At 47.4% G+C, this 22658-nt stretch carries 21 protein-coding genes; 5 read left to right on the top strand and 16 right to left on the bottom strand.

Annotated features, from left to right (window positions below; genetic code table 11):
* Positions 1-12 precede the first annotated feature (12 nt).
* The 10 genes from ARB69_RS17490 to ARB69_RS17540 all read right to left on the bottom strand — a co-directional run bounded on the left by ARB69_RS17490 (position 13) and on the right by ARB69_RS17540 (position 8601).
* Positions 13-846 carry an ABC transporter permease subunit gene (locus ARB69_RS17490; RefSeq protein ID WP_055154505.1) on the bottom strand — a complete coding sequence of 278 codons (834 nt, stop codon included), beginning with the start codon at positions 844-846 and terminating at the stop codon, positions 13-15.
* On the bottom strand, positions 839-1753 hold the full coding sequence (locus ARB69_RS17495) for an ATP-binding cassette domain-containing protein (protein WP_055154506.1): 915 nt from the start codon (positions 1751-1753) through the stop codon (positions 839-841). Before ARB69_RS17495 ends, ARB69_RS17490 begins: the two co-directional genes overlap by 8 nt.
* Before the next feature lie 90 nt (positions 1754-1843).
* Positions 1844-2509 carry a response regulator transcription factor gene (locus tag ARB69_RS17500; protein ID WP_174518416.1) on the bottom strand — a complete coding sequence of 222 codons (666 nt, stop codon included), beginning with the start codon at positions 2507-2509 and terminating at the stop codon, positions 1844-1846.
* Positions 2510-2589: 80 nt separating this feature from the next.
* On the bottom strand, positions 2590-2946 hold the full coding sequence (locus ARB69_RS17505) for a hypothetical protein (RefSeq protein ID WP_050641062.1): 357 nt from the start codon (positions 2944-2946) through the stop codon (positions 2590-2592).
* A 107-nt stretch (positions 2947-3053) separates the two neighbouring features.
* Positions 3054-3698 carry an AAA family ATPase gene (locus ARB69_RS17510; protein ID WP_050641064.1) on the bottom strand — a complete coding sequence of 215 codons (645 nt, stop codon included), beginning with the start codon at positions 3696-3698 and terminating at the stop codon, positions 3054-3056.
* A gap of 14 nt (positions 3699-3712) precedes the next feature.
* Positions 3713-4417: an ABC transporter ATP-binding protein gene (locus ARB69_RS17515; RefSeq protein WP_330377725.1), complete on the bottom strand. Its 705-nt coding sequence runs from the start codon at positions 4415-4417 to the stop codon at positions 3713-3715.
* An 18-nt stretch (positions 4418-4435) separates the two neighbouring features.
* A complete protein-coding gene (locus ARB69_RS17520; protein WP_055154508.1) occupies positions 4436-5194 on the bottom strand; it encodes an ABC transporter ATP-binding protein in 759 nt (252 codons plus the stop codon).
* A 1-nt stretch (position 5195) separates the two neighbouring features.
* Positions 5196-6269: a branched-chain amino acid ABC transporter permease gene (locus ARB69_RS17525; RefSeq protein ID WP_050641067.1), complete on the bottom strand. Its 1074-nt coding sequence runs from the start codon at positions 6267-6269 to the stop codon at positions 5196-5198.
* A gap of 9 nt (positions 6270-6278) precedes the next feature.
* Positions 6279-7157, bottom strand: a complete 879-nt coding sequence (locus ARB69_RS17530; protein WP_050641068.1) for a branched-chain amino acid ABC transporter permease — start codon at positions 7155-7157, stop codon at positions 6279-6281.
* 217 nt (positions 7158-7374) lie between these two features.
* A complete protein-coding gene (locus tag ARB69_RS17540) occupies positions 7375-8601 on the bottom strand; it encodes an ABC transporter substrate-binding protein (protein WP_055154509.1) in 1227 nt (408 codons plus the stop codon).
* Between the two features lie 289 nt (positions 8602-8890).
* Here ARB69_RS17540 and ARB69_RS17545 point away from each other — a divergent pair, with 289 nt between their 5' ends.
* From ARB69_RS17545 to ARB69_RS17555, 3 genes are all read left to right on the top strand, one after another.
* Positions 8891-10324, top strand: a complete 1434-nt coding sequence (locus ARB69_RS17545) for a DUF4474 domain-containing protein (protein WP_242857628.1) — start codon at positions 8891-8893, stop codon at positions 10322-10324.
* Between the two features lie 203 nt (positions 10325-10527).
* A complete protein-coding gene (locus tag ARB69_RS17550; protein WP_055154511.1) occupies positions 10528-11238 on the top strand; it encodes a response regulator transcription factor in 711 nt (236 codons plus the stop codon).
* On the top strand, positions 11235-12632 hold the full coding sequence (locus ARB69_RS17555; protein WP_050641072.1) for a sensor histidine kinase: 1398 nt from the start codon (positions 11235-11237) through the stop codon (positions 12630-12632). Before ARB69_RS17550 ends, ARB69_RS17555 begins: the two co-directional genes overlap by 4 nt.
* Positions 12633-12645: 13 nt before the next feature.
* Here the strand turns inward: ARB69_RS17555 and ARB69_RS17560 are convergent, their stop codons facing one another.
* The 3 genes from ARB69_RS17560 to ARB69_RS17570 all read right to left on the bottom strand — a co-directional run bounded on the left by ARB69_RS17560 (position 12646) and on the right by ARB69_RS17570 (position 15543).
* A complete protein-coding gene (locus ARB69_RS17560) occupies positions 12646-13263 on the bottom strand; it encodes a DedA family protein (protein ID WP_025655512.1) in 618 nt (205 codons plus the stop codon).
* A 211-nt stretch (positions 13264-13474) separates the two neighbouring features.
* Positions 13475-14761 (bottom strand): sensor histidine kinase, encoded by a 1287-nt coding sequence (locus tag ARB69_RS17565; RefSeq protein ID WP_055154513.1) that lies wholly within the window; start codon positions 14759-14761, stop codon positions 13475-13477.
* A gap of 23 nt (positions 14762-14784) precedes the next feature.
* Positions 14785-15543 (bottom strand): LytR/AlgR family response regulator transcription factor, encoded by a 759-nt coding sequence (locus ARB69_RS17570; RefSeq protein WP_242843860.1) that lies wholly within the window; start codon positions 15541-15543, stop codon positions 14785-14787.
* A gap of 349 nt (positions 15544-15892) precedes the next feature.
* Here ARB69_RS17570 and ARB69_RS17575 point away from each other — a divergent pair, with 349 nt between their 5' ends.
* Complete coding sequence (locus tag ARB69_RS17575; protein ID WP_050641074.1) at positions 15893-16651, top strand: ABC transporter ATP-binding protein; 759 nt, start codon at positions 15893-15895, stop codon at positions 16649-16651.
* Positions 16638-18737 carry an FtsX-like permease family protein gene (locus ARB69_RS17580; protein ID WP_055154515.1) on the top strand — a complete coding sequence of 700 codons (2100 nt, stop codon included), beginning with the start codon at positions 16638-16640 and terminating at the stop codon, positions 18735-18737. Before ARB69_RS17575 ends, ARB69_RS17580 begins: the two co-directional genes overlap by 14 nt.
* 173 nt (positions 18738-18910) lie before the next feature.
* Here ARB69_RS17580 and ARB69_RS17585 read toward each other — a convergent pair whose 3' ends face one another.
* The 3 genes from ARB69_RS17585 to ARB69_RS17595 all read right to left on the bottom strand — a co-directional run bounded on the left by ARB69_RS17585 (position 18911) and on the right by ARB69_RS17595 (position 22631).
* Entirely contained in the window at positions 18911-20251 is a 1341-nt protein-coding gene (locus tag ARB69_RS17585; protein WP_055154517.1) for an MATE family efflux transporter, read from the bottom strand.
* A gap of 26 nt (positions 20252-20277) precedes the next feature.
* Positions 20278-21867, bottom strand: a complete 1590-nt coding sequence (locus ARB69_RS17590; protein WP_207643119.1) for a xylulokinase — start codon at positions 21865-21867, stop codon at positions 20278-20280.
* Positions 21868-22280: 413 nt separating this feature from the next.
* A complete protein-coding gene (locus tag ARB69_RS17595) occupies positions 22281-22631 on the bottom strand; it encodes a hypothetical protein (RefSeq protein WP_055154521.1) in 351 nt (116 codons plus the stop codon).
* Positions 22632-22658 lie beyond the last annotated feature (27 nt).

A 22658-nucleotide genomic window follows, 5' to 3' on the forward strand; every position in this document is an offset into this window, starting at 1 on the left:
TGCCGGGAGTACTCACTTGATATCCTTTTTCCGGAAGAAAAACAGGCCGGCCCCTGTTGCCGCAATGGTGATTGCCGCAGAATACCCGGCCAGCCTCCATGGGCTTACCGCCTCCATCGACGTTATCTGGAGGGATTGGCATGTAGGTATAACATCATAGAGAAATGTATACACTTCCCGCTTTGTGCCGCTGAGGTAATTGGGATTAGGCTCTTCTTCGACCTCCACGATTTCCCCGCTTTCATCCTTATATACGTAGCCCTCATATACTTTTGGTTCATAGAGCTTTGCCCGGATATAAATGGCCCCAAAGAGCAGAATAAATACACCCAGCATATTGATCACCGCCACAAGTGCTTTGTTCTGGTTCAGCATTGCAACCATTGTAAAAACGGCAGTAAAGGCCAGCGACATGATAACGCTGCACAAAATCAATCCCAGAATCACCTGAATATCCGTCTGGAAAAATCCCAGCAGACAAGTTCCAATCATTCCTGCCGGCAGAAAATAGGCCGCACACATCAGCAGCCCTGCCGCTGAACATACCAGAAAGTGCGAGAGATAAACCTGAATTCTGCCATGACCGATTACAATCTTATTCCGTATCGTTCCGTCACTATATTCCGTGCCCACAAACAGGCTGCAGAATGCTGACAACAGAATTCCAATGTAGACAGCATATACAAAAAATGAACTCTCCAGGGGAATTTTGTATCCTCCCTGATTCATATCGATATAGTTCATGACAGGACTTAGAATTCCCACTGCCAACATAAATATCATACCGATCCAGAATACCTTGTCTTTTTTGAGTCTCGCAAAGTCTGCAGATAAAAGTTTACTCATAGCTGCCACCTCCTACAAGACTGACGTAATAGCTTTCCAGGCTTTCATCCCGGATATTCATGGACAGCACTTCACAGTTCATTTCTGCAAGCTCCAGTACCAAAGCGGTTACATTTACACTGGCAAAGATGTCCGCCTGGCTGTCAGACAGGATCTCATACTCCAGTTCCATCCGGTCCAGCACCTTTGACAACGCCCCCGTGTCTGTCACTTCCACACGCACACACTTACGGCAGGCAGCCTCCAGTTCCGGTGCACTGATCTCCTTAATCATATGTCCCCTGTCAATAAAACCATAATGCGTGGCAAGACGGGACAGTTCATCCAGAATATGGCTGGAAATCAAAACGGTAATCTGCCGCTCCCGGTTCAGCTTTAGAATCAGCTCCCGCATCTCGATGATCCCCTGCGGGTCCAGACCATTAGCCGGTTCATCCAATACCAGAAAATCCGGATCACCCGCCAGTGCAATTGCGATTCCCAGTCGCTGCCGCATCCCCAGGGAAAAGTTCTTTGCCTTTTTCTTTCCGGTATCTTCCAGTCCCACCAGCCTGAGAAGCTCCGGTATCGTATCAAAAGACGGCAGACCCAGGATACGGTACTGCTCCTTCAGATTATCCTGTGCGGTCATATCCAGATAGATAGAGGGCGTTTCCACTACTGCCCCCATCCTGCGTCGGGATTGTGCAATCTTCGCACCTCCGCTGCCGTCCCCATAGAGCGTATACTGCCCCGATGTCGGTTCCTGCAGGCCGCATATGAGCCGGATCAGTGTCGTCTTGCCGGCGCCGTTTTTACCCACAAAACCATAGATTGCCCCTTTCGGGACATGTATGGAAAAATTATTCAACGCTTTAAAATGTCCGTATTGTTTGCTTAAAGCATCGGTTGTCAGAACATATTCCATTTATTTTGCCTCCTTTTGTTTGATACTGGCATTCTAACTGATAAAGGTTAAGACAGCAGTAAAGAAGGCAGTAAAGAAATCGTAAAGATTTTATTCTTCTTTCAGTTTAAAACCAATTCCCCAGACAGCTTCAATGTAATCCCTGCCCCCGGCTTCCCGCAGTTTCCTTCTCAGATTGCTGATATGAACCTTTAGAGAGCTTTCCACACAGTCGGGGGTATCCTCACTGATTCTGTCCAGTATCACAGACTTTGGTATCACCTGAGACGGATTTTTCATAAGAAGTTTTAAAATCGCAAACTCCGTTTTCGTCAGACGGACTCCGCACTCCTTCACGCTGACAGAGTGTGCGGACAGATCCATGGACAATTCCTCCCATTTAAGAACAGAAGAAGCCTCTGTACAGGATCTGTTCCAAAATTGGACCTCAATCCGTGCAAGCAGCTCCTGTATATCAAACGGTTTTGTAACATAATCCGCCGCTCCGCCCAGCAGCAGTTCCACCTTATCACTGACTTCCGCTTTTGCACTGATCACAATCACAGGAATCCCCTTTATCTCAGGAAGCACTTCCTCCCCGCTTAACCCCGGCAGCATCAGATCCAGCAGGATCAGGTCCGGTCTGTTCGCCTCCAGATAAAGAAGAGCCTCTGTCCCGGAATACGCACGGGAAACCCTGCACCCCTCCCTGGTCAGAACCTCCTCAAGCATATTCCCAATACTTACATCGTCATCTATAATCATAATATTTTTCATCAGAATCACCTCCCGCTTAGTTTCAACTAATATACTGAAGTCTATTATAGGGGACATGGGGGATAATAGCAACTGTGGGATTACTCGTATTGATGGGGGACGCTTAATGACAGGGATGCAGGGAAGGGGACGGGGCTATATATGCCGGTTCGAAATGCACCCGTGCTGCCAACTGCTTCTAGGACAACCGCTGCCGGCATATATAGCCCCGTCCCCTTCCCTGCATCCCTGTCATTAAGCTGACGCATCCGGACGGTAGTTAAGAGCTGATTATCCGGAGGGACTTCGACGGTTGCAGCGGATGTGAACTGGCTGCAAATCGACGTCCTTCTGTCCTGAAGGAATTGAAACATTCCCCGGTGGTATATTAGTCCAATTGAATCGAAGATGTTTAAAAACTTACTGACAATAAAAAGTTCCACCAATTCACTACCCATACGCTGCTCCCGTCTAAGGAACCTCCATGGAAACGAGTTTCACTTCCCGTTGGATGCACCAGCTCGAGGAAGGGAGAGCCGTGAGCCTCCGCCAACAAATTATCTCGTTACCGTCCCCCCGCATAAGGCAGTCTTCCAAACCGGATCTTCACATATTCTTTTATGATCTCCCCGGTCTTTTCAAAACCGACTTTACCGCTGTCGATACTCAAGTCATAATTCTTCGCATCATCCCATTCCAGGCCTGTATAGTATCTGTGAAAATTCCCCCGGTATTTATCAATTTCTTCCACATACCGCTCCAGCTCTTTTCCGGTAAGCGCAACGCGCTCTCCTGCTCTGTCCAGGCAGAACTGCTTGTTCGCATGTACAAAAACGCTAATTGCATTGGGATTATCACGGAGCACAAATCCGGCGCAGCGCCCGATAATCACACAGGATTCTTTTTCCGCCAGTTCCTTCATAATCTTGGCCTGATAGTAAAACAGGTTCTCGGTGGATACAAAGTTGTCCCGGCCCGGAGGAATTAACTGCCCGTCATAGATATGCTTGGATATCCCGAACAGCTTGCCCGACTGGATCTTTTCATCTGCCTCGTTAAATAATGCTTCGTTAATTCCGCTGTCGTCCGATGCCATGCGCAGGATGTTTCTTCCATAGCACGGAATGCCGAGTTCTCTGGCAAGATCTTCACCTATCGTCTTTCCGCCGCTTCCAAACTGCCTCTGAATTGTAATAATAATGTTGTCCACAAGTACACCCCCTCTTATTCACCCAGATAAGCTTTCTTAATTGACTCATCGTTCATCAGTGCTTTCGCTTCTCCTGTAAGCACTATATTCCCGGTTTCCAGAACGTATGCTCTGTCTGCAATACCCAATGCCTTTTTTGCATTTTGTTCCACGAGCAGTACGGTTGTTCCTCCGGCGCTTACCTCTTTGATGATATCAAATATCTCATTTACAAAGATGGGGGAAAGTCCCATGGACGGTTCATCCATCAGAATAATCTTCGGATGGCTCATCAGCGCCCTTCCCATGGCAAGCATCTGCTGCTCGCCGCCGCTTAAGGTTCCTGCCGCCTGGTTCCTGCGCTCCTTCAGCCTCGGGAAACGCTTATATACCATTTCGAGTGTCTGTTCTATCTCCGTTTTATCCGATCTTGTATAGGCGCCAAGCTTCAGGTTCTCATATACTGAAAGCTGCGCAAACACACGTCTTCCTTCCGGTACGTGCGCCATTCCCATGGATACAATCTTATGGGCAGGTGTCTTCGTAATATCGGTTCCCTCGAATTCTATTTTTCCGGCTTTCGGCGCAATCAATCCTGTAACCGTGTGGAGAATCGTCGTCTTCCCCGCACCGTTTGCCCCAATCAGCGCGATGACCTCTCCTTCTTTTACTTCGAAGGATATCCCTTTGATTGCCTGGATTACCCCGTAATATACTTCCAAATCTGTAATTTTCAACATTGACAACTATATCCCCTCCTATTCGCCTAAGTAAGCCGTAATTACTTCCGGATTACTGAGCACTTCTTTTGTATCTCCCTGGGCAAGTACCTGGCCAAAGTTCAGTACCGTCAGCTTCTCGCAGATTCCGCTGACCAGCTTCATATCATGCTCAATCAGAAGGATCGTCATCTTGAATTCTTTTTGCACAAACTTGATTGTATCCATCAGTTCATTCGTCTCGTTCGGGTTCATTCCGGCCGCAGGTTCGTCCAGCAGCAGGAGCTTCGGATTCGTTGCAAGAGCTCTTGCGATCTCCAGCTTCCGCTGTTTTCCATAGGGAAGATTGGATGCAAGGTATTCCGACTCTTTATCAAGATCAAAGACCTTTAATAATTCCATCGCTCTTCTATCCATCTCTTTTTCCACCCTGTGATAGCGTGGAAGTCTCAGGATCCCCTCCACGGTACTGTAACGATATCCATTGTGAAGGCCTGCCTTTACATTATCCCGGACAGTCAATGCTGAAAACAGACGGATATTCTGAAAGGTTCGGGCCACACCGGCTCTGTTAATGTCGATGGTTTTTTTCCCTGTTATATCTTTGCCGTCGAGGAGGATCTTGCCTTCCGTGGGCTGGTAGACACCTGTCAGCAAATTAAAAATGGTTGTCTTTCCCGCTCCGTTCGGCCCAATTAATCCATAGAGCTGGCCGGGTTCGACAGCGACATCAAAAGAGTCTACCGCACGGAGACCTCCGAATGAGATTCCCAGATTCTTTACTTCTAATAGAGCCATCTTAGTTCCCTCCCTTCGCTGCATGGTCTTTTCTGCCAAATAACTTCTTCAGGGAATGGCGCGCCTTCCAGTCCTGAGCCTTCGGGCTCCAGTTAAAGAGCATCATAACAATCAATACGACCGCATAGATCAGCATACGGTAATCATTGAGCCCGCGGAGCACTTCCGGAAGAAGGGTAAGAATTACTGCCGCAATAATAGATCCGCGCATATTTCCGATTCCGCCGAGCACCACAAATACCAGAATCATGATGGACATATTGTATCCAAAATTTTTCGGAAGCGCTGTCAGTGTTGCAAGATTATGTGCATAGAGGACGCCCGCCACACCTGCAAGACTGGCAGAGATTGCGAATGCCATTAATTTATATTTTGTAATATTGATTCCGATAGATTCTGCAGCAATACGGTTATCGCGGATAGCCATAACTGCACGTCCATCCCTGGAATTCATCAGATTAAGAATGATAAACAAGGTAATCAAAACCAGTATTACACCGATTGTAAAAGTAGAATTCTTCGGTGTCCCTGAGATTCCCTGCGCACCTTTTATGATAACTTCGCCGCCCTCTTCAAGGTTGAGCGACATCTGGTCCTTCAACGATAAATGAAATCCGGATGAATCTTTTCCAACGTATAGAACATTCATCACATTTTTAATAATTTCTCCAAATGCCAGCGTCACAATCGCCAGATAATCTCCGCGCAGGCGAAGAACCGGAATTCCGATTAGAATACCGAAAACCGCTGCCACCAGCGCACCGATCAGAATGGCCAGGAAAAAACGAAGTCCGTCCGGCATAGTTCCGAAGGTGCATTTTGAGAAAAAGGCTCCGGTAAACGCACCGATACACATGAAGCCTGCATGTCCAAGACTCAGTTCCCCCAGCACACCCACCGTTAGATTCAGGGAGAGCGCAAGAATGACGTAAGTGCACAGCGGCACTAAAAGCCCCTGCATCAGATTGGACAAGCTGCCGGATAATAGGAATATCTGCACAATAATATAGGCCAGAATCACCATGCCATATGTAATAAAATTATTTTTTGTAGTCTTTAGCATCTTCTTTTTCATCTGTCCCACCTACACTTTCTCATTGATCTTCTTGCCCAGAATACCGGTAGGCTTCACAAGCAGCACAATAATCAGGACACCAAAAACAATTGCATCCGAAAGCTGTGAGGAAATATATGCCTTGGAAAGAATCTCGATCACACCAAGAATCACACCGCCGAGAAGTGCGCCCGGGATAGAACCGATTCCTCCAAACACCGCTGCTACAAACGCCTTAATGCCCGGCATGGAGCCCGTATAAGGCGTCAGGGATGGGTATGCAGAACACAGGAGCACGCCTGCAATTGCTGCCAGACCGGAACCGATCGCAAATGTAAGGGAAATCGTCTTGTTGACATTTACCCCCATCAGCTGCGCTGCACCTTTATCCTCGGATACAGCCAGCATGGCCTGCCCTGGTTTTGTTTTCATAAACATCGTCAGGATAATCATGATTACAAGACAGGTTACAATCGTCACAATCGTCTCTCCTGAGATAATCAGCTTACCACCCGCCAGATTCAGCGCCGGAACCTTCACCACGGATGTAAAGGATTTCGGATTTGCACCAAATAAAAGGAGTGCAATGTTCTGTAAAAAGTAACTGACACCGATCGCGGTAATCAGTACGGCCAGCGGCGAAGCTCCCCTAAGCGGCTTGTATGCCAGTCTTTCAATCACGATACCAAGTACGGTACAGATTACAACAGACAGTAAAACTGCCAGCAGCGGATTCATCCCTGTTGCGCTCGTAGTTATGAACACAACAAAACTGCCAATCATAATGACATCACCATGAGCGAAGTTCAACATCTTGGCAATACCATAAACCATGGTATATCCCAGCGCTATGATCGCATAGACACTGCCAAGGCTTATGCCATTAATTAAATACGACAAAAAACTCATAAGGCACCTCTTTCTCATTCTTTTTTCTCACAAAAGTATAGCATATACGGGCGATTCCGACAATAATTTTATGCAATCCTGTTTTCTCTGTAAAAAAGAACGTTACTGTGCACGCCCGTAGGGGTGTGCACAGTAACAAAAGAACGAAGAACCACATGCCGGCAGTTCTCCGCTCTCTTTTGCATTTTTTCTGTTTTTACTTTCTTTCGCTCCGCTATTACATTGCTTTATATGCACCGTCTTTGATGACAACTGCTTTTGGAGACTTGTTCGGTTCTCCGTCAGCTGTCCATGTAATTCCTTCTTCTCCGCCGGTCAAACCTTCTATCTTGATGGCTGTCATGCCTTTTTTAGCTGCCTCGCAGATGTCGGAAACGCTCATGTCCGGAGTCACATTCTCCGCTTCAAATGCAGCCTTCAGCGCATACATTCCATCGTAAGCATCTGCTGCAAACTGATTCGGGATATCACCGTATTTTTCTTTGTATGCAGAAACAAATTTCTGTGTTGCCTCATCATCTGCGTCTGCTGCAAATGGTGTAAGAAGCATTACGCCTTCCGCGAGTGATGTATCAAAGTTCTCAACGGCAAGAATTCCATCCAGGCCATCGCAGCCGAAAAATTTCGTATCAAAACCAGATTTTTTAGCCTGGTCAAGGATCAAAGATGCTTCGGTATAGTAGATTGGCAGGAATACCAGTTCCGCACCCGCATCCTTTGCTTTCTGAATCTGTGTTGAGAAGTCTTTGTTGTTGTCAGCGGTAAATGCTTCTGCTGCAACAATCTCAAAATCCTGGTTCTTTGCTTCTTCTGCAAACTTTTCATAGATACCGGATGAATATACATCAGAGCTGTCATAGATTACAGCTACCTTTGATGCCAGCTTATTCTCTCCGATATATTTAGCGGATGCCAGCCCCTGGTTGGGATCTGAAAAGCATACGCGGAATGCGTTGTCGTACTGTACGCATTCTACTGCTGAACCGGATGGTGTTAGTAAGAACATGTTGTCTGCATATGCCTCATTGGCTACGGCAACACAAGGCGTAGATGTTACAGTCCCAAGCAGCGCCTGCATCCCCCAGTCTTTCAGTGTGTTATAAGCATTAACAGCCTTTTCTGCATCGTGCTCATCATCCTGGAAATTCAGTTCAATCTGCTTGCCATTGATGCCGCCTGCCTCATTAATCTCAGCGACTGCCAGCTCTGCTGCATTTTTCACTGCCTGTCCATAAACAGCCACTCCGCCTGTGGTTGGTCCGATGCCTCCAATCTTGAAGGTATCGCCGTCAGAAGAACCTGAATCAGTGCTCTCTGCAGTGCTCTTTGAGGTACTGTCTTTGGCACTGTCATCGGCACTCTTTTCTTTGCCTCCGCATCCTGCTGCTCCTAGCACCATCATGCCTGCCAAGAGAATGCTTAAAATTGCTTTTCCTTTTTTCATAAAAAATTCCTCCCTTTTGTTTTATTTATGATACCTTCGAAATTCTGTTTTGTCAATAGAATTTCTTATCCTAAAGAGAAGCTTCTGACCGATATAAATGAATATTTCAAAGGTTCTTTAAACAATATAAAACGCAGGTAATTATCAGACTCTAACTTTATCCGGCTGCTATGAAAAATCTAATCTTTACTGCCGCTTTGCTTTTAATTTCACAACTTTCACTTAAAATCCGGTACTGTTTACTTTTTACAGAATAAAATAAAGTAACTATATTGAAAGGATTCTATCCATGTTGACCATATTAATTATAATTGGCGCTGTTCTGCTCCTTCTGGCTGTGATATTTGTCATCGTCTGGAAGGTGCGTACACACAAGTTTAGTCCTACTTCGGATAAGGCTTTGCTGGCAGCTAATGTAAACGCGGATTTAAAGGAAACCGGGTTTGCCTATGATATGAAGGGGGATTACTTTTACTCCCTGATGAACTGCTGGCAGAGAGAGATGGGGTATTGTGAGGCTTATGATGAGGGTTCCCCGCTTTTTAACATGATCATGGACTGCGAGCCTGTCACATTTTCTTATGGCGGGAAACGCTGGCTGATTGAACTTTGGAAAGGTCAGTACGGCATTACCACCGGAGGAGAAATCGGAGTCTACAATACAATAAGAGAAGACATTGACCACGAAAAATTCAAAGGAACCTTCTATGAGGCTGTCAGCGACGCGGAATTGATACCGCTGTCCTTTGTACTTAAGAAAAACCGAAAAGTTCTAATCAAACGAAGCGCGGTTCACTGGTGGCTGACAGGGTTTAAGCTGGGCGAATTTTCCGAGACAGACACACTGACAATGGACGCAAAAATCACCTTCCCGGATGCTGAAATGCGCGATAACTTTGTAAGCGCCCTCCGAAAGATCGGGTATACGAAAAAAGAGTACTCCGTGAAAAGACTGACGGTTCTGGTTCATTATGACAAACCGCATACTCCGCAGTCGCTTACCAGAAATGCGGCACAGGAAACCGCCGTACAACTGACGAATAAAAATAATTGTGCACTATATGAACTTGCAACGCATAAGTATAAATTCACATTGGATAAACTGGAATATCTAAAAACGGCAATGCCGGAAGTATATGAATTCTTCCTGCATTCTCTCTATGCACGGGGATTTTACGAGGCATTTAAATGGCTGATTGATCTCATCCACGGCCTGAAACCGGAACCGACTCCCCCAATCCCGCCAAAACCCTGCCCGCCGGTACCACCAATACCATGCCCGCCTGAACCTCCCTGGCCTTGCCCGCCTGAACCTCCCTGGCCTTGCCCGCCGAAGCCTCCGAGGCCTTGCCCACCTGAGCCTCCCTGGCCTTGCCCGCCGAAACCTCCGAGGCCTTGCCCGCCTGAGCCACCGAGGCCTTGCCCGCCGAAACCTCCGAGGCCTTGCCCGCCAGGATCCTGTCAGCCATGTCAGCCAAATAACTGCCGGTCATGTAGTCCGAGATCCTGCCGTCCGTGTTCACCAAGGCTCTGCCCGTCCAGGCAGAATGCAGCGGTCCCACGTCAGGAAGGCAGATTTCAAAGCAATAATTACCCGATAAGCGGGGACACTTATGAGACGGAAGATTCTATGTACCGTTCCGGACAATTTGATGAATCAGAATTCAACAGTTCAGATTATGAATTCTTTTACGATGAACAGGAAGATGAATTCAGAGATTAGAAGTATTTCCGGCATTGATTAACAGGAATGCACTAAAAAAGAATAAAGCATCAGGGGATCAGCAATCTGGATTTGCTGATCCCCTGTTCTTATTTCATCTATATCTTTAAAACTTACATTTACCTTACATTTATGACAGAAAAGGGAATTCAGAAATTCTCCATGCTATAATAATAACAGAAATAGGAAAAGGAGGACTGTTCATGTCACTGGATTATTTAAAAGGGAAAAAAATCCTTCTGGTCGATGACGAGGAAGATCTGCTGGAAATGCTCCTCTCCATTCTGCAGGACGACGGCTACCGGAGGATCCGTACCGCTTCCACGCAAAAAGACGCCCTGGAGCTCTGCCGCACCTGGAAACCGGAGCTGGCCGTATTGGATGTCATGCTGCCGGATGGAGACGGATATACACTCTTCAAAGAGATACGCCGGATCTCGGATTTTCCTGTCCTGTTCCTGACCGCGCGCGGAGAAGATGAAGATAAATTCCACGGGCTGGGGCTGGGCGCCGACGATTATATTGTAAAACCATTTCTGCCCAGGGAACTGACACTGCGGCTGGGAGCCATCCTGCGCAGAAGCTATAAGCATGAAACGCCTCTTCTGCGGCTTGCCCACTGTACCGTTGATTTTGAACGGGCGGAAGTCATACGCGAAGACGGCACTTTGTCGCTGACAGCGAAAGAATTCGAACTCTTGGCCGCACTCTCACGCAATGCCGGCAGGATTGTCACTACTGATCTCCTCTGTGAAGCCCTCTGGGGCGACAACCCCTATGGTTATGAAAATTCTCTGATGGCCCACATCCGAAGGCTTCGCGAAAAGATAGAAAAGGCACCGTCCTCCCCCGAGTCCCTGCTCACAGTAAAGGGGTTAGGCTACAAACTGATCGTTGAGGAGGAACAGGCATGAAAAGTATCCCAAAACTGATCCGGCGGTTTATTGGAATCTTAATTCTGTCCGTCTTTCTTCTTCTATTTTTGAACCTGGCCCTCTTGGTTCTCGCAGCCGGACGCCAGTTAAAAAGCCAGGGAGGATGGACGACAGCCGACACGATATCCGCGGCTTTAACGAAACAGGCAGACGGTCCATATGTCCTGGACGCCAGTGCGGCTGCACAGCTGAAGACAGATAACGCCTGGGCAGTCCTTATCGATGGACAGACCCTTCAGGTTACCTGGCACAGTGATTTCCTCCCGAAGGAAATTCCTTCTTCCTACAGCGTTGCCGACATTGCTTATCTGTCCAGGGCTTATCTCAGGGATTATCCCACTACAACTAGCAGCCATCCCGACGGCCTTCTGGTTGTAGGCTTCCCCAAAGACCGCTTTTGGAAACTGGTACACAATACCTATGACTATCAGCTGATTGCCGATTTTCCCAAAACAGCACTGCTTTTTATCTGCATGAATTTTCTTTTAATTTTTCTGATCTACATGGCAGTGACTACCCGCCTGCTGGGCACAGTAAAACCGATCATTGAGGGCATCAAAAATCTCCCCGGCGGTCAGCATGTGTCTGTCAGGGAATCCGGTCTGTTTTCCGAAATAGCCCGGGCGGTCAACCGCACCTCGGAAAAACTGAAGCTTCAGGAAACAGCACTGCGCAGACAGGAGCAGGCAAGGGCAAACTGGATCGCGGGTGTTTCCCACGACATCCGCACGCCGCTTTCTATGATTATGGGATATGCGGGACAACTGGAAGAGTCTCCTTTGGTGCCTGAGAGTATGCGCGGTAAGGTTTCTGTCATACGAGAGCAGAGTATCCGCATGAAACATTTGATCAATGACCTGAACCTTGCATCGAAGCTGGAATACAATATGCAGCCTCTGCACACGGAACTAAACGATATCACTCCCATAATCCGTCAGACTGTGGTTGATGCGCTGAATATGGATCTGGAAAACAGATACCCCATAGACTGGGAGACAGACGAATCACTTAGTATGTGCATGTCCATTACAGATAAAGATCTCATCCGCCGTGCCGTATCTAACCTGCTTGTCAATGCCCAGACGCACAATCCCCAGGGCTGTACACTATATGTAAGTGTATCCTATGAGAACGAAACATGCAGTATCACGGTTGCGGATAACGGTGTGGGAGTCACGGACGAACAGCTGGAGGCGTTAAACACGGTTCCGCACTATATGATCTGTGACAGCAGGACAGACGGACAGCGGCATGGACTGGGACTCATGATCGTAAAACAGATCGCCATGGCCCACGGCGGCTCACTGGAACTGGGACACAGCAAATACGGCGGCTTTCTCGCCAGAATAAAATTACCGGCATTTCTCTCCTGAAATGCCGGCGCTTTTATTTTGCAGCTTTTATTTTTTTCCACATAAACCGTATTACCAGATACAGGCAGACCACAATCAGTGCTGCTTTTATGATAGCCGAATATTTTTGTATGTACACCAGAACAACTTCCCAGGAAGCTCCCAGAATGGCTCCCAGCGACACGAGTACGATATTCCAGATGGTACTCCCCACAATCGTGTAAAGGAGGAAAACCGGCATATTAATTCCCGCCATCCCCGCAGGCACCGAAACAAGGCTTCGTATAATCGGAATACACCTGCCAAACAAGATCGCCTTTTTTCCGTGTTTATCGAACCAGCAGAGTGTTTTTTCCACATCCTCTTTTTCAAACCCAAGCAGCCGGAATGCTTTCCCTTTGGTCAGTGTCTCCAGCCGCTCCGGATTCAGCGCCGTTCCCGCCCAGTACAAGACAAGCGCTCCTATCGTGGAGCCGAGAGTAGAAAAAATAATGACCCCCGGTACTGTCAGCCTTGTATAGGTCGTCATAAATCCGCCAAAAGTCAAGATGACTTCTGAAGGAATCGGCGGAAAAATATTCTCCACAGCTATCAGGAAACAGACCCCCAGATATCCGAATTGATTCATGATCTGAATAATAATCTCCTGCATAAACCCATCCTTCATTTACCACATTCTGTAAAATAAGTATATGAAAAATTGAGCGAATCATTCCTGTTCGCCGCTAAATAATAGCAGAACCCATCAGATCTGTTGAAGCATATCCAAAGGGCACCCCGTAACTCATGCCCTTCGGGCGGGTCTGCAGCAGAGCTGCAGAATCATGTTTAATGGCAGGTGTCCGTTTGATTGAAAGAAATCGTCAGGCCAGCCTGCTGCCCTCTGCGATCAGAATCACAACACAAAATGTCTCTGCATCATAGGTAATATCCACCGTTCCCTGATAGCGTCTCACCACATCTTTGACATTCTCTATGCCGATCCCATGCTGCTGCTCCTTTTTCCATGTCCTGAATCTTCCGTTTTCCATCAGAACCTCCTCGTTTTTGGAGTTCTCAATCTCAAAACTGAAATACCCTTTTTCCGTACATCGCGCCTTCATAGATATCCTGCGTTTCTCCGGGTCTGTCTTCATACATGCCTCTATGGCATTATCCAATGTATTTGAAAAGATGGTACAGATATCCAAAGGATCAATGAAAAACAACTCGTCAATCTCAATATTAAAAAAGCAGTCAATTCCCTGTTCCAATGCCCGGTTGTACTTTGCATTCAGAACCGCATTGACAATACTGTTTCTGCAGAACGAACGCCCTTTTGCGCTAAGCTGTCCTGACAGTTTCCGAAAATATATCTTTGCTTCCTCCTCTTTTCCATCGTCCATCAAGCCCGCCACCACACTGAAATGATTATTCATATCATGCCTGAACTTCCGCAGTTCCTGCTGCCCGGCCTCTAATTCTCTGTAATAATCCTGCTGCAGTTTTTCATTTTTCTGTTCCAGGCGGCCGCGGATATTCTCCGCCAGATAGAATACCAGCCTGATACTTGCAAAATTGGTAATCAGACACGCCAGCATACAGAGCCATACTTTATAGGATTCCTTCGGCGTATAGTAAACACAGCTCATCACAGCGGTCAGCGATGCCAGACAGACCGCATCCAGAAGAAGCCACGACTGCTCATCCAGAGTATCCACCATCTCCCTGGTCTTATTTTCCGAAATCTTCCAAAACCAATGCCAGAACAAGGTATTTAAAATGTAGGACAGATTCGATAACACCGCATTGGCAATTTCGTTTCTTGCCAGCATATTTATCCAGATCCATGTCCCAATCTGCTGTATCAAAAAATTAAAAGAGATGACGATCGGAAAAAACATAAGCACAACAGAAGCCTTTACCAGAATCTTCTGCCTGAATCCAATCAGCAGCATTGCGAAAAAAAGAGGAATCGTAACCGTAATATTTACCACATCCCTTGGAAATATCACCACGGAACATACGCACAACCCAATAAGATAACTCACTGCCCGCCGGATAAACTGTCTGCGCGGTTCCAAAAAGCAGGTAAGAGTACGGTAAAAAAAGTAACTCCCTATAAAATATAAGCCTGTCCCCAATATGTCAAAAAACCCTGTTATATACATGTTGTCCCTTCCTGTGCAAAATGCTACTTCAACATCAGCTTCGCAAATGCTACTGCCGCCGCCTGCTTATATGCCCTGCTGACCGGCAGGCTCTGCCCGCCGCAATCCAGACTGCTTCCCTCCAGCTTATCCACGTATTTCAGATTCACAAGATACCGGTTATGTATCCGGATAAAAAACGACGGCATCTCTTCCTCAATCTCACCAAGCTTTCCATAAAATTTTACGATTTCATAAGCAGCGCTGCCTTCCATATCTCCGTTGTCAAGCAATGCCTCCACGGTCCGTCCTTCACTTTTAAAATACAGTACCCTTCCAAACGGCAGGCGCAGCGTCCCCGCTTTCTGCTCTACCAGATAATACTTTTCCTGGTTCAGCCCGGTCTCTTCCACGGCTTTCCCGAGTACTTCCCGTATCTTCTCCTCTTTATAAGGCTTCAATATATAATGGAAGGCATGCACCTCATATCCCTGAAACACAAAATCCGGATAGGCTGTCACAAAGATCAGCACCGTATCCTGATATTTCCTGCGAAGCTCCCTGGCCGTCTCCATTCCGTCCATTCCATTCATCTCTATATCCAGGAACAATATATCCGGCACATTTTGTTCTATCCGGGCAAGCAGATCCTCCCCGCACTCATATTCCTGAATCTCATAGTCCACGCCATCCAGCTGCAGCTGCGTCTCCAGCACCCTGCGCAGGCTGTTTCTCAGTTTTTTCTCGTCATCACAGATTGCAATTCTCATCTCGTATATCCCCCAGATTCCGTTCTCCTCCATAGGCTATCATACCCACCGCCATAATTGCAATCCCTTTCCCTGAATTCTGTTACATGCACTTTCCATTTGTTACTATTCACGGCCCAGGGGCCGCGCATAGTAACGGCATCTGGGCCATTTAAAGTCGCCTGGGGCGAGGGCCCAGATGCCCGGCTCCATTACTTTAATGGCTCGGATGCCGTGCAGCGGGGTGCACGGCCCCGTGAATAGTAACTTCCATTTTTCAACGTACACTTTCCAAATATGACAGAATCTATGCCAAACTTGACAGTACGGCAGATATTTATTTTTCCCCTGATCCACTAAAATAGAGTCATCAAGTACAGAGAATACAAGGAGGAATCACAAGATGTTAAAGGTCAATCATTTAAGTAAAAGTTATCAGACAGGAGCCGCCGTTTATCCGGTGCTTAAAGATATTTCATTTGAAATTAAGAAAGGGGAATTCGTTGCAGTTATGGGGCCCTCAGGAAGCGGCAAGACGACACTGCTAAATTGCATCTCCTGTTTTATCCCCCACGACAGCGGCGAAATACTGCTGAATCAAAAAGATCTCTCCGGCCTCAATGAAGCCAGGCTTGCAGCTGTGCGGAATCAGCATATGGGGTTTGTCTTCCAGGATTTCATGCTCCTGGACGGTCTGACTGTATTCGAAAATATCTGCCTCCCGCAGATCATTGCAAAAAAGCCGGCCGCTCAGATGGAAGCCAAGGCGAAACGGCTTTGTGAGATATTCGGCATCGACCCGATCGCAGCTAAATATCCTGCTGAAATATCGGGCGGAGAAAAACAGCGGACGGCGGTTGCCAGGGCTCTGATGAACCAGCCTTACATGCTGCTGGCGGATGAACCTACAGGCAACCTGGACAGCAAGTCCTGCCGTGCTGTTATCGACGCATTTCTTCAGGCAAAAGAAGAAATGCATGCAACCGTATTTATGGTAACCCATGACAGCTACGCCGCATCCTTCTGCGACCGGGTAATTGTGCTGAAAGACGGTGAGGTGAACCAGGAACTGGTGCGCACCGGAAGCCGCAGGGAATTTATGGACCAGCTGCTGGATGTACTCAGAATACTTGGAGGTGACGATTCTAATGACGCTGCATAGCATTTTTTCAAAACTCCGAAAACAAAATAAAGGGCAGTACCTGATCCTGGGATTCTGCATCTCCCTCTCTGTCCTGCTGATTACCTCTTATGCCTTGATGTACCTGGGACCTACTGTACAGGATTTTCTGCCGCAGGGCGGGGACACGCGGAAGCTCGCTTCTCTTCTGCTGGCTGTTACAGCCGTGGGCTGCACTATATTCACCCTCTATGCATCCAGCTTGTTCTTCCGGTATAAGAGCCGGGAATACGGCATTCTGCTGGCGCTCGGTTCTCCAAAAAAAGCGCTGCGGCCGCTGCTGTTTTCAGAACTTGCCTTTGTCACAGGCTTTAGTGCGCTGATTGGCCTGATCCTGTCTGTTCCGGTATCGTTTGGTATCTGGAAGCTCTTCGAGTCCTTCCTTCTCCCCACCGAGGATATGGCATACCGCTTCGGATGGACGGGATTTATGGTAGGAATTGCATTTTGCATTGTCCTGACTCTGCTGCTCTTTCTTGCGGGCAGACGCTTTTTACACAGAACCGATATCATGGATATTCTACGTTCAGGCCAGAAGACCGAGACGGTAAAAGAAATCCCTTCCTGGACCAGGAAGCTGGGCATCATCCTAACGGTCTCAGGAATCGTGCTCGGGCTGGGTGCGCCGTCCATCTGCGCAAAATTATTTTATATCCATATACCTTCTATCTTTAACCTTATTTATTTCGTTGCCCTTGCCGGAATCTATCTGATCATACTAAGCTGCGTGTCTCAGAATTCGGCGGGAAAACGTAAAGATAAATACTATAGCAATCTGGTATCTATCAGTATGATGCGTTTTACTGCAAAAGTAACAACCAAAAACATGTGCGTTATCGTACTCTTACTGTTCTGCTGTTTGTTTGCTGCATTTTTCGGCATGTTGTACAGCGACACTACCGGAATTTCCATGGATGGGAATGAAAAAGCATATTCTTTTCATTTTCCGGCAGAGGAAGAACAGATTACCAAAAATGATATTGAGAATTTAGCCGATGAATATCAGATAACCCTGGCATCCTATGCGGAAAACGATGCCGCAAATCTTGTGGTCTCCTATCGCTACCGGGATATGATTGACAACAAATACGTTACCCTGGATGCTAAGAATGGCAAACTTGCACTGTTTTTCCCGGAGAGCGCCTATGAGGAGATCAGCGGTCAGGATATCTCCGTAGAACCGAATACGTATAAAACCATTACACATAAAGACTACAAAGAAACTTTATGGGAATTCACAGATGGATTATATGCTGCTGTCAACCCTGATACCGGCAAGACACTTCAGCTTTCATTTGACGGCACCTTAGAATTCGACGCTCTGAGCGATATGAGTTCGCCCTTTGCCTATGTTCTGAATGATGCAGATTATCAGGCTGCATCGGCCTCTCTCGGAAGCCAGTACATGGAAAGGATTATCTGCTTCGATGTAAAAGATACCGAACATTCCTATAACTTTGCGAAAGCACTGCAGATGGAATATGTACGCCACACCAGCAGCCTGTCTGATTTCATGGGAAATTATGATGCCTGGGAGGACCGGACCGCGCAGGAAAACGGAGAGACTTATGGATATGCCGGAAGTATCGGGCTTTCCCCTGATATGGAACGCGCTCCTTCCGATTGGAAATATGCGCCCCGTTTAACCGTCCAGATGCGTCAGGAGCATATGCAGCAAATATCCGTTTACGTCATGCTCTGCCTGTATATTTTCATCATCATGCTCGCAACCATCACGATTATGAGCTATGTACGGAGCATTACGGTGGCCACAGATAATAAGGCGCTTTTCGAAAGCCTGACAAAGCTCGGAGCCAGTCCGGCCTATAATAAAAACATTTTGAAAAAGCAGCTGCGGAAAATCTTCCAGTACCCCGCAATTATTGGATGTGCCATCGCCTGGCTCTATGCCTTATTCATGTCCATCTTTAATGATAGAAGTCTGTCCTACAGTGAGCTTCTGAATCTTGGATATTTAGGACTGCTGATACTGTTGATCTGGGGCGTACTCTATGCAGTATACAGACGCGCACTCCGCAAATCTCAGCAGATCCTCGGAATTTCTTAATACAACCCGTAATCATTGATACGGTTAGATAAATCTACTTGGGATTTACTGCAATTCGTAATCGACTTATAAATTGCACACCTTTCTCAGAGCGCAGAAAAGCAGCCTGCTTTTACAGACTGCTTTTCGCGTTATTAATATACCGTACAAATCCCACAACACCCCGCAGTGTGTCATTCCCGGAGTAAACGACGGAGAAACTTATGCTTCATATAAATATACCCGATTCCGTCCGCAAGCAGCCATCCGATGGGAACCGCCGCCCAAATTCCCGTTACCCCGATCTGAGGGACTGCAGACAAAACGTAAGCCAGCGCCACCCTGCTCCCCAGTGATGCCACGGTCAGGATCACGGACATACCCGGCATCTTGACCGCCCTGTAGAATCCATAGAACAGGAATAAAAATCCGATCAGGCAGTAAAAGCTTCCCTCAATTCTCAGATAGTTCATACCCACTGCAAGTATCTCTGTATCCTGTGGTTTTACAAACAGCAGAAGCAGTGGTTTCGCAAAGATACACACACCTGCAGAGATCACCAGACAGAAAATTAATACGAGCAACACGGCATCTCTGATTCCTTCCCGTATGCGCTCCTTCTTCCCTGCCCCATAATTCTGCGCTACGAATGTGGAAAATGCATTTCCGAAATCCTGCACAGGCATATAGGCAAAAGAGTCGATCTTTACCGCAGCAGAAAAAGCCGCCATCACGATCGTACCAAAACTGTTCACAAGACCCTGTACCATTAATATCCCGAAGTTCATAACCGACTGCTGGATACAGGTCAGAAAAGATAATTGAAAGATTTCCTTCAAAACCGGCATATTCCATCTGAAATGCTTTCTGCCGGGCATCATATCCCAAAACTTCAGCACGACATACAGACAGATCCCTGCCGCGGATACATACTGTGAAATCACCGTAGCCGCAGCTGCTCCCGCACCCCCCATCTTTAAGGCCAGCACAAAATACAGATCCAGCCCAATATTTTGAACCGCCGATATCCCCAAAAACAGCAGAGGCACCGTAGAGTTGCCGAGGGCCCTCAGCCATGAGGCGAAAAAGTTATAAAGAAAGGTCGCCGGTATCCCCCAGAAGATAATCCATAAATACTGCCGCATCATTCCGTAAATCTCCCCGGGTACCTGCATGAGCCTGAGAATCAAGTCGATTCCTCCGAATACAATCCCAACCACAAAGGCTGTCACGCCTCCGATCAGGACAAAAGACATAAATACCCCGTTTTTCAGGCCATCCATGTCTTTTTTGCCAAAACAAAGGGAAAACTCCACGCCGCTGCCCATACACAGTCCTAACAAAATCGATGTCAGAAATGTCATCAACGTGTAGGAAGCACCGACTGCCGCCAGTGCCTCCTTCCCTAAAAATTGTCCTACGATTAAAGTATCAACAATATTATATAGCTGCTGAAGCAGATTTCCCGCCATCATAGGCAGGGCAAACCAGATCAGAGACTTTCTGATACTGCCCTCTGTAAAATCCCGATTCATGTTTCTTCACCAGATAAGGCCTGCAGTTAATCCAATATCTCTACAGCTGCCCGTTCGATCGGCAGACCTGCCACATACCTCTCCATAAACTTCTCAAAGCCTTCAACATCCTTCGGATCCGGCTCGAGTGTCACAGACTCCTCGTCTGCAAATATCTTCTGCGCCAGATAGGCATCCAGTGTCTCGCCTGCCTCTTTGTTCTTCATATAGGAAGCCAGCAGTGCAATGCCCCAGGCGCCTCCCTCTCCTGCCGTCTCCATGACAGATACCGGCACCTTTGTCGCCGCTGCCATGATTCTCTGTCCTACACCGGCTGTCTTGAACAACCCGCCGTGACCCAGAATCTGGTCAAGCTCCACACCGTCGTTGTAGAGGATGTCCATCCCCAACTTCAGAGCGCCCAGGCAGGTGAACAGATGGGAACGCATAAAGTTAGCCAGCGTAAACTTACTTTCGGATGTTCTCGCAAACAGCGGGCTTCCCTTCTCAAAACCGGTAATGTGCTCACCTGAAAAATAGCAGTAGGAAAGCAGTCCGCCGCAGTCCGCATCGCCTTCCAGCGCCTTATTATACAGGGTTCCATACAGCTTATTCATGTCCATATCCATGCCCATCGCTTCTGAAAATTCTTTAAACAGATTCACCCATGCATTTAAATCTGATGTACAGTTATTGGAGTGTACCATAGCCACAAGATCTCCTGCGGGTGTCGTCACCATATCGATCTCCGGATATACTTTGGAAAGTTCTCTTTCAAGAACAACCATAGCAAAAACAGAGGTTCCGGCTGATACATTTGCTGTACGCTTTGCGACACTGTTTGTCGCAGCCATACCCGTACCTGCGTCACTCTCCGGCGGGCACAGCGGAATTCCTGCTTTTAAAGTACCTGTCACATCCAGCAGTTTGGCCCCCTCTTCGCTGAGCACGCCTGCATCTTCCCCTGCCACCAGTACTTCCGGAAGCAGCGCTCCCAGGTTCCATGGGTATCCGCACTCTTTTACAAGTTCGTCGAACTGTCCGATCATGTGGCGGTTGAAATCCTTCTTCTCTACATCGATCGGGAACATGCCGGAAGCCTCGCCGATACCAAGCACCTTTCTGCCCGTCAGCTGCCAATGCACATACCCGGCCAGCGTTGTAAAGAAATCAACATCTTTCACATGTTCTTCCCCATTCAGGATCGCCTGGTAAAGATGCGCGATACTCCATCTCTGCGGAATATTATACTGAAATACCTCTGTCAGCTTCTCTGAAGCCTGTCCGGTGATATTATTGCGCCATGTACGGAACGGTGTCAGCAGCTCTCCGGATTTATCAAAAGGGAGGTAGCCGTGCATCATGCCGCTGAACCCGATGGAACCAATTGTTTCCAGTGCCAGCCCATATGCAGCCTTTACACTGCCTGCCAGATCCTGATAGCAATCCTGCAGCCCCTTCCATACAGCATCCAGGCTGTATGTCCAGATGTCGTTCACGTACTGGTTCTCCCAATCGTGACTGCCTGATGCAAGAACCTTACCGGCCTCATCCACCAGTACGGCTTTAATCCTTGTAGAGCCAAATTCAATTCCCAGAGCGGTCTTTCCCGCAGTAATGATTTCTTTTGCTTCCATGCTTATTAAACACCCTTTCCTACTTATTCAGAATTGTCTCCTTACTTCCAGGCCTTCTTCTCATGCTATTTAACAGAACTCCTGAATTAACTCTATTTTATCCTTTCCGGGTATTTAATACAACTATTTTTTAACAAAGTTTTCTTGCCGGGATTTACTCGTTACTGTTCAGACCGTGCCGTGCACTCCGCTGCACGGCATCGGAGCCAACGTAGTGATGCGGGGCATCTGGTCTCCGCTCCGTTTCGGTCCGTGCTTAACATGCACCGCTGGCGCATAGCACCCCTCGCCAAAGGCGACTTTTAATGGGCAGATGCAGTTACTGTACATGCCCGAAGGGTGTGAACAGTAACATTTGCTCGAGGGCACATATACGCGAAATGAGAGAATTGTCCTCTAGCTATTTATTTCTACTATTTCCAATACTTCTCCATGTACTTTTCAACCTCCGCCAGCTCCAAACCGAATTCTTCTGCTACCTTAGCTTTGGAATCGTCCTTGGAAAATCCCATCTTACGACAAAAATTTATCAATATCTGTATTCCTTCCTGTATTCCCCTCAGATGCCCTTCTTGGAACCCCTCTTCTTTTACCTGCCGCATATGCTTTTCCTCATCATATTCGTAGATGCTCACACTTTTCGCCTCCGCTCTGTTCTTTCTAAGAAATCCCGCCAGAATATCCTCCCTGATACATTCCGTAATTGCCAGTTCCACCGCAGCCTCGAGGTTCCTGCCGCTGTGCTGATTCTTTGTAATTGGCATCTTTCTGCATATATCTGCCTCCTTCGT

The organism is Faecalicatena contorta, from assembly GCF_001404335.1.
Classification (GTDB): Bacteria; Bacillota; Clostridia; order Lachnospirales; family Lachnospiraceae; genus Faecalicatena; species Faecalicatena contortus_B.

What these genes read in the sequence shown, in the direction of transcription:
- ARB69_RS17575 (WP_050641074.1), top strand. Translation starts at nt 15,893, where the DNA reads ATGTTAAAGGTCAATCATTTAAGTAAAAGTTATCAGACAGGAGCCGCC.
- ARB69_RS17495 (WP_055154506.1), bottom strand. Translation starts at nt 1,753, where the DNA reads ATGGAATATGTTCTGACAACCGATGCTTTAAGCAAACAATACGGACAT.
- ARB69_RS17560 (WP_025655512.1), bottom strand. Translation starts at nt 13,263, where the DNA reads ATGCAGGAGATTATTATTCAGATCATGAATCAATTCGGATATCTGGGG.
- ARB69_RS17550 (WP_055154511.1), top strand. Translation starts at nt 10,528, where the DNA reads ATGTCACTGGATTATTTAAAAGGGAAAAAAATCCTTCTGGTCGATGAC.
- ARB69_RS17590 (WP_207643119.1), bottom strand. Translation starts at nt 21,867, where the DNA reads ATGGAAGCAAAAGAAATCATTACTGCGGGAAAGACCGCTCTGGGAATT.
- ARB69_RS17570 (WP_242843860.1), bottom strand. Translation starts at nt 15,543, where the DNA reads ATGGAGGAGAACGGAATCTGGGGGATATACGAGATGAGAATTGCAATC.
- ARB69_RS17530 (WP_050641068.1), bottom strand. Translation starts at nt 7,157, where the DNA reads ATGAGTTTTTTGTCGTATTTAATTAATGGCATAAGCCTTGGCAGTGTC.
- ARB69_RS17565 (WP_055154513.1), bottom strand. Translation starts at nt 14,761, where the DNA reads ATGTATATAACAGGGTTTTTTGACATATTGGGGACAGGCTTATATTTT.
- ARB69_RS17525 (WP_050641067.1), bottom strand. Translation starts at nt 6,269, where the DNA reads ATGAAAAAGAAGATGCTAAAGACTACAAAAAATAATTTTATTACATAT.
- ARB69_RS17540 (WP_055154509.1), bottom strand. Translation starts at nt 8,601, where the DNA reads ATGAAAAAAGGAAAAGCAATTTTAAGCATTCTCTTGGCAGGCATGATG.
- ARB69_RS17500 (WP_174518416.1), bottom strand. Translation starts at nt 2,509, where the DNA reads ATGAAAAATATTATGATTATAGATGACGATGTAAGTATTGGGAATATG.
- ARB69_RS17545 (WP_242857628.1), top strand. Translation starts at nt 8,891, where the DNA reads ATGTTGACCATATTAATTATAATTGGCGCTGTTCTGCTCCTTCTGGCT.
- ARB69_RS17595 (WP_055154521.1), bottom strand. Translation starts at nt 22,631, where the DNA reads ATGCCAATTACAAAGAATCAGCACAGCGGCAGGAACCTCGAGGCTGCG.
- ARB69_RS17520 (WP_055154508.1), bottom strand. Translation starts at nt 5,194, where the DNA reads ATGGCTCTATTAGAAGTAAAGAATCTGGGAATCTCATTCGGAGGTCTC.
- ARB69_RS17515 (WP_330377725.1), bottom strand. Translation starts at nt 4,417, where the DNA reads ATGTTGAAAATTACAGATTTGGAAGTATATTACGGGGTAATCCAGGCA.
- ARB69_RS17585 (WP_055154517.1), bottom strand. Translation starts at nt 20,251, where the DNA reads ATGAATCGGGATTTTACAGAGGGCAGTATCAGAAAGTCTCTGATCTGG.
- ARB69_RS17505 (WP_050641062.1), bottom strand. Translation starts at nt 2,946, where the DNA reads ATGGGTAGTGAATTGGTGGAACTTTTTATTGTCAGTAAGTTTTTAAAC.
- ARB69_RS17555 (WP_050641072.1), top strand. Translation starts at nt 11,235, where the DNA reads ATGAAAAGTATCCCAAAACTGATCCGGCGGTTTATTGGAATCTTAATT.
- ARB69_RS17490 (WP_055154505.1), bottom strand. Translation starts at nt 846, where the DNA reads ATGAGTAAACTTTTATCTGCAGACTTTGCGAGACTCAAAAAAGACAAG.
- ARB69_RS17580 (WP_055154515.1), top strand. Translation starts at nt 16,638, where the DNA reads ATGACGCTGCATAGCATTTTTTCAAAACTCCGAAAACAAAATAAAGGG.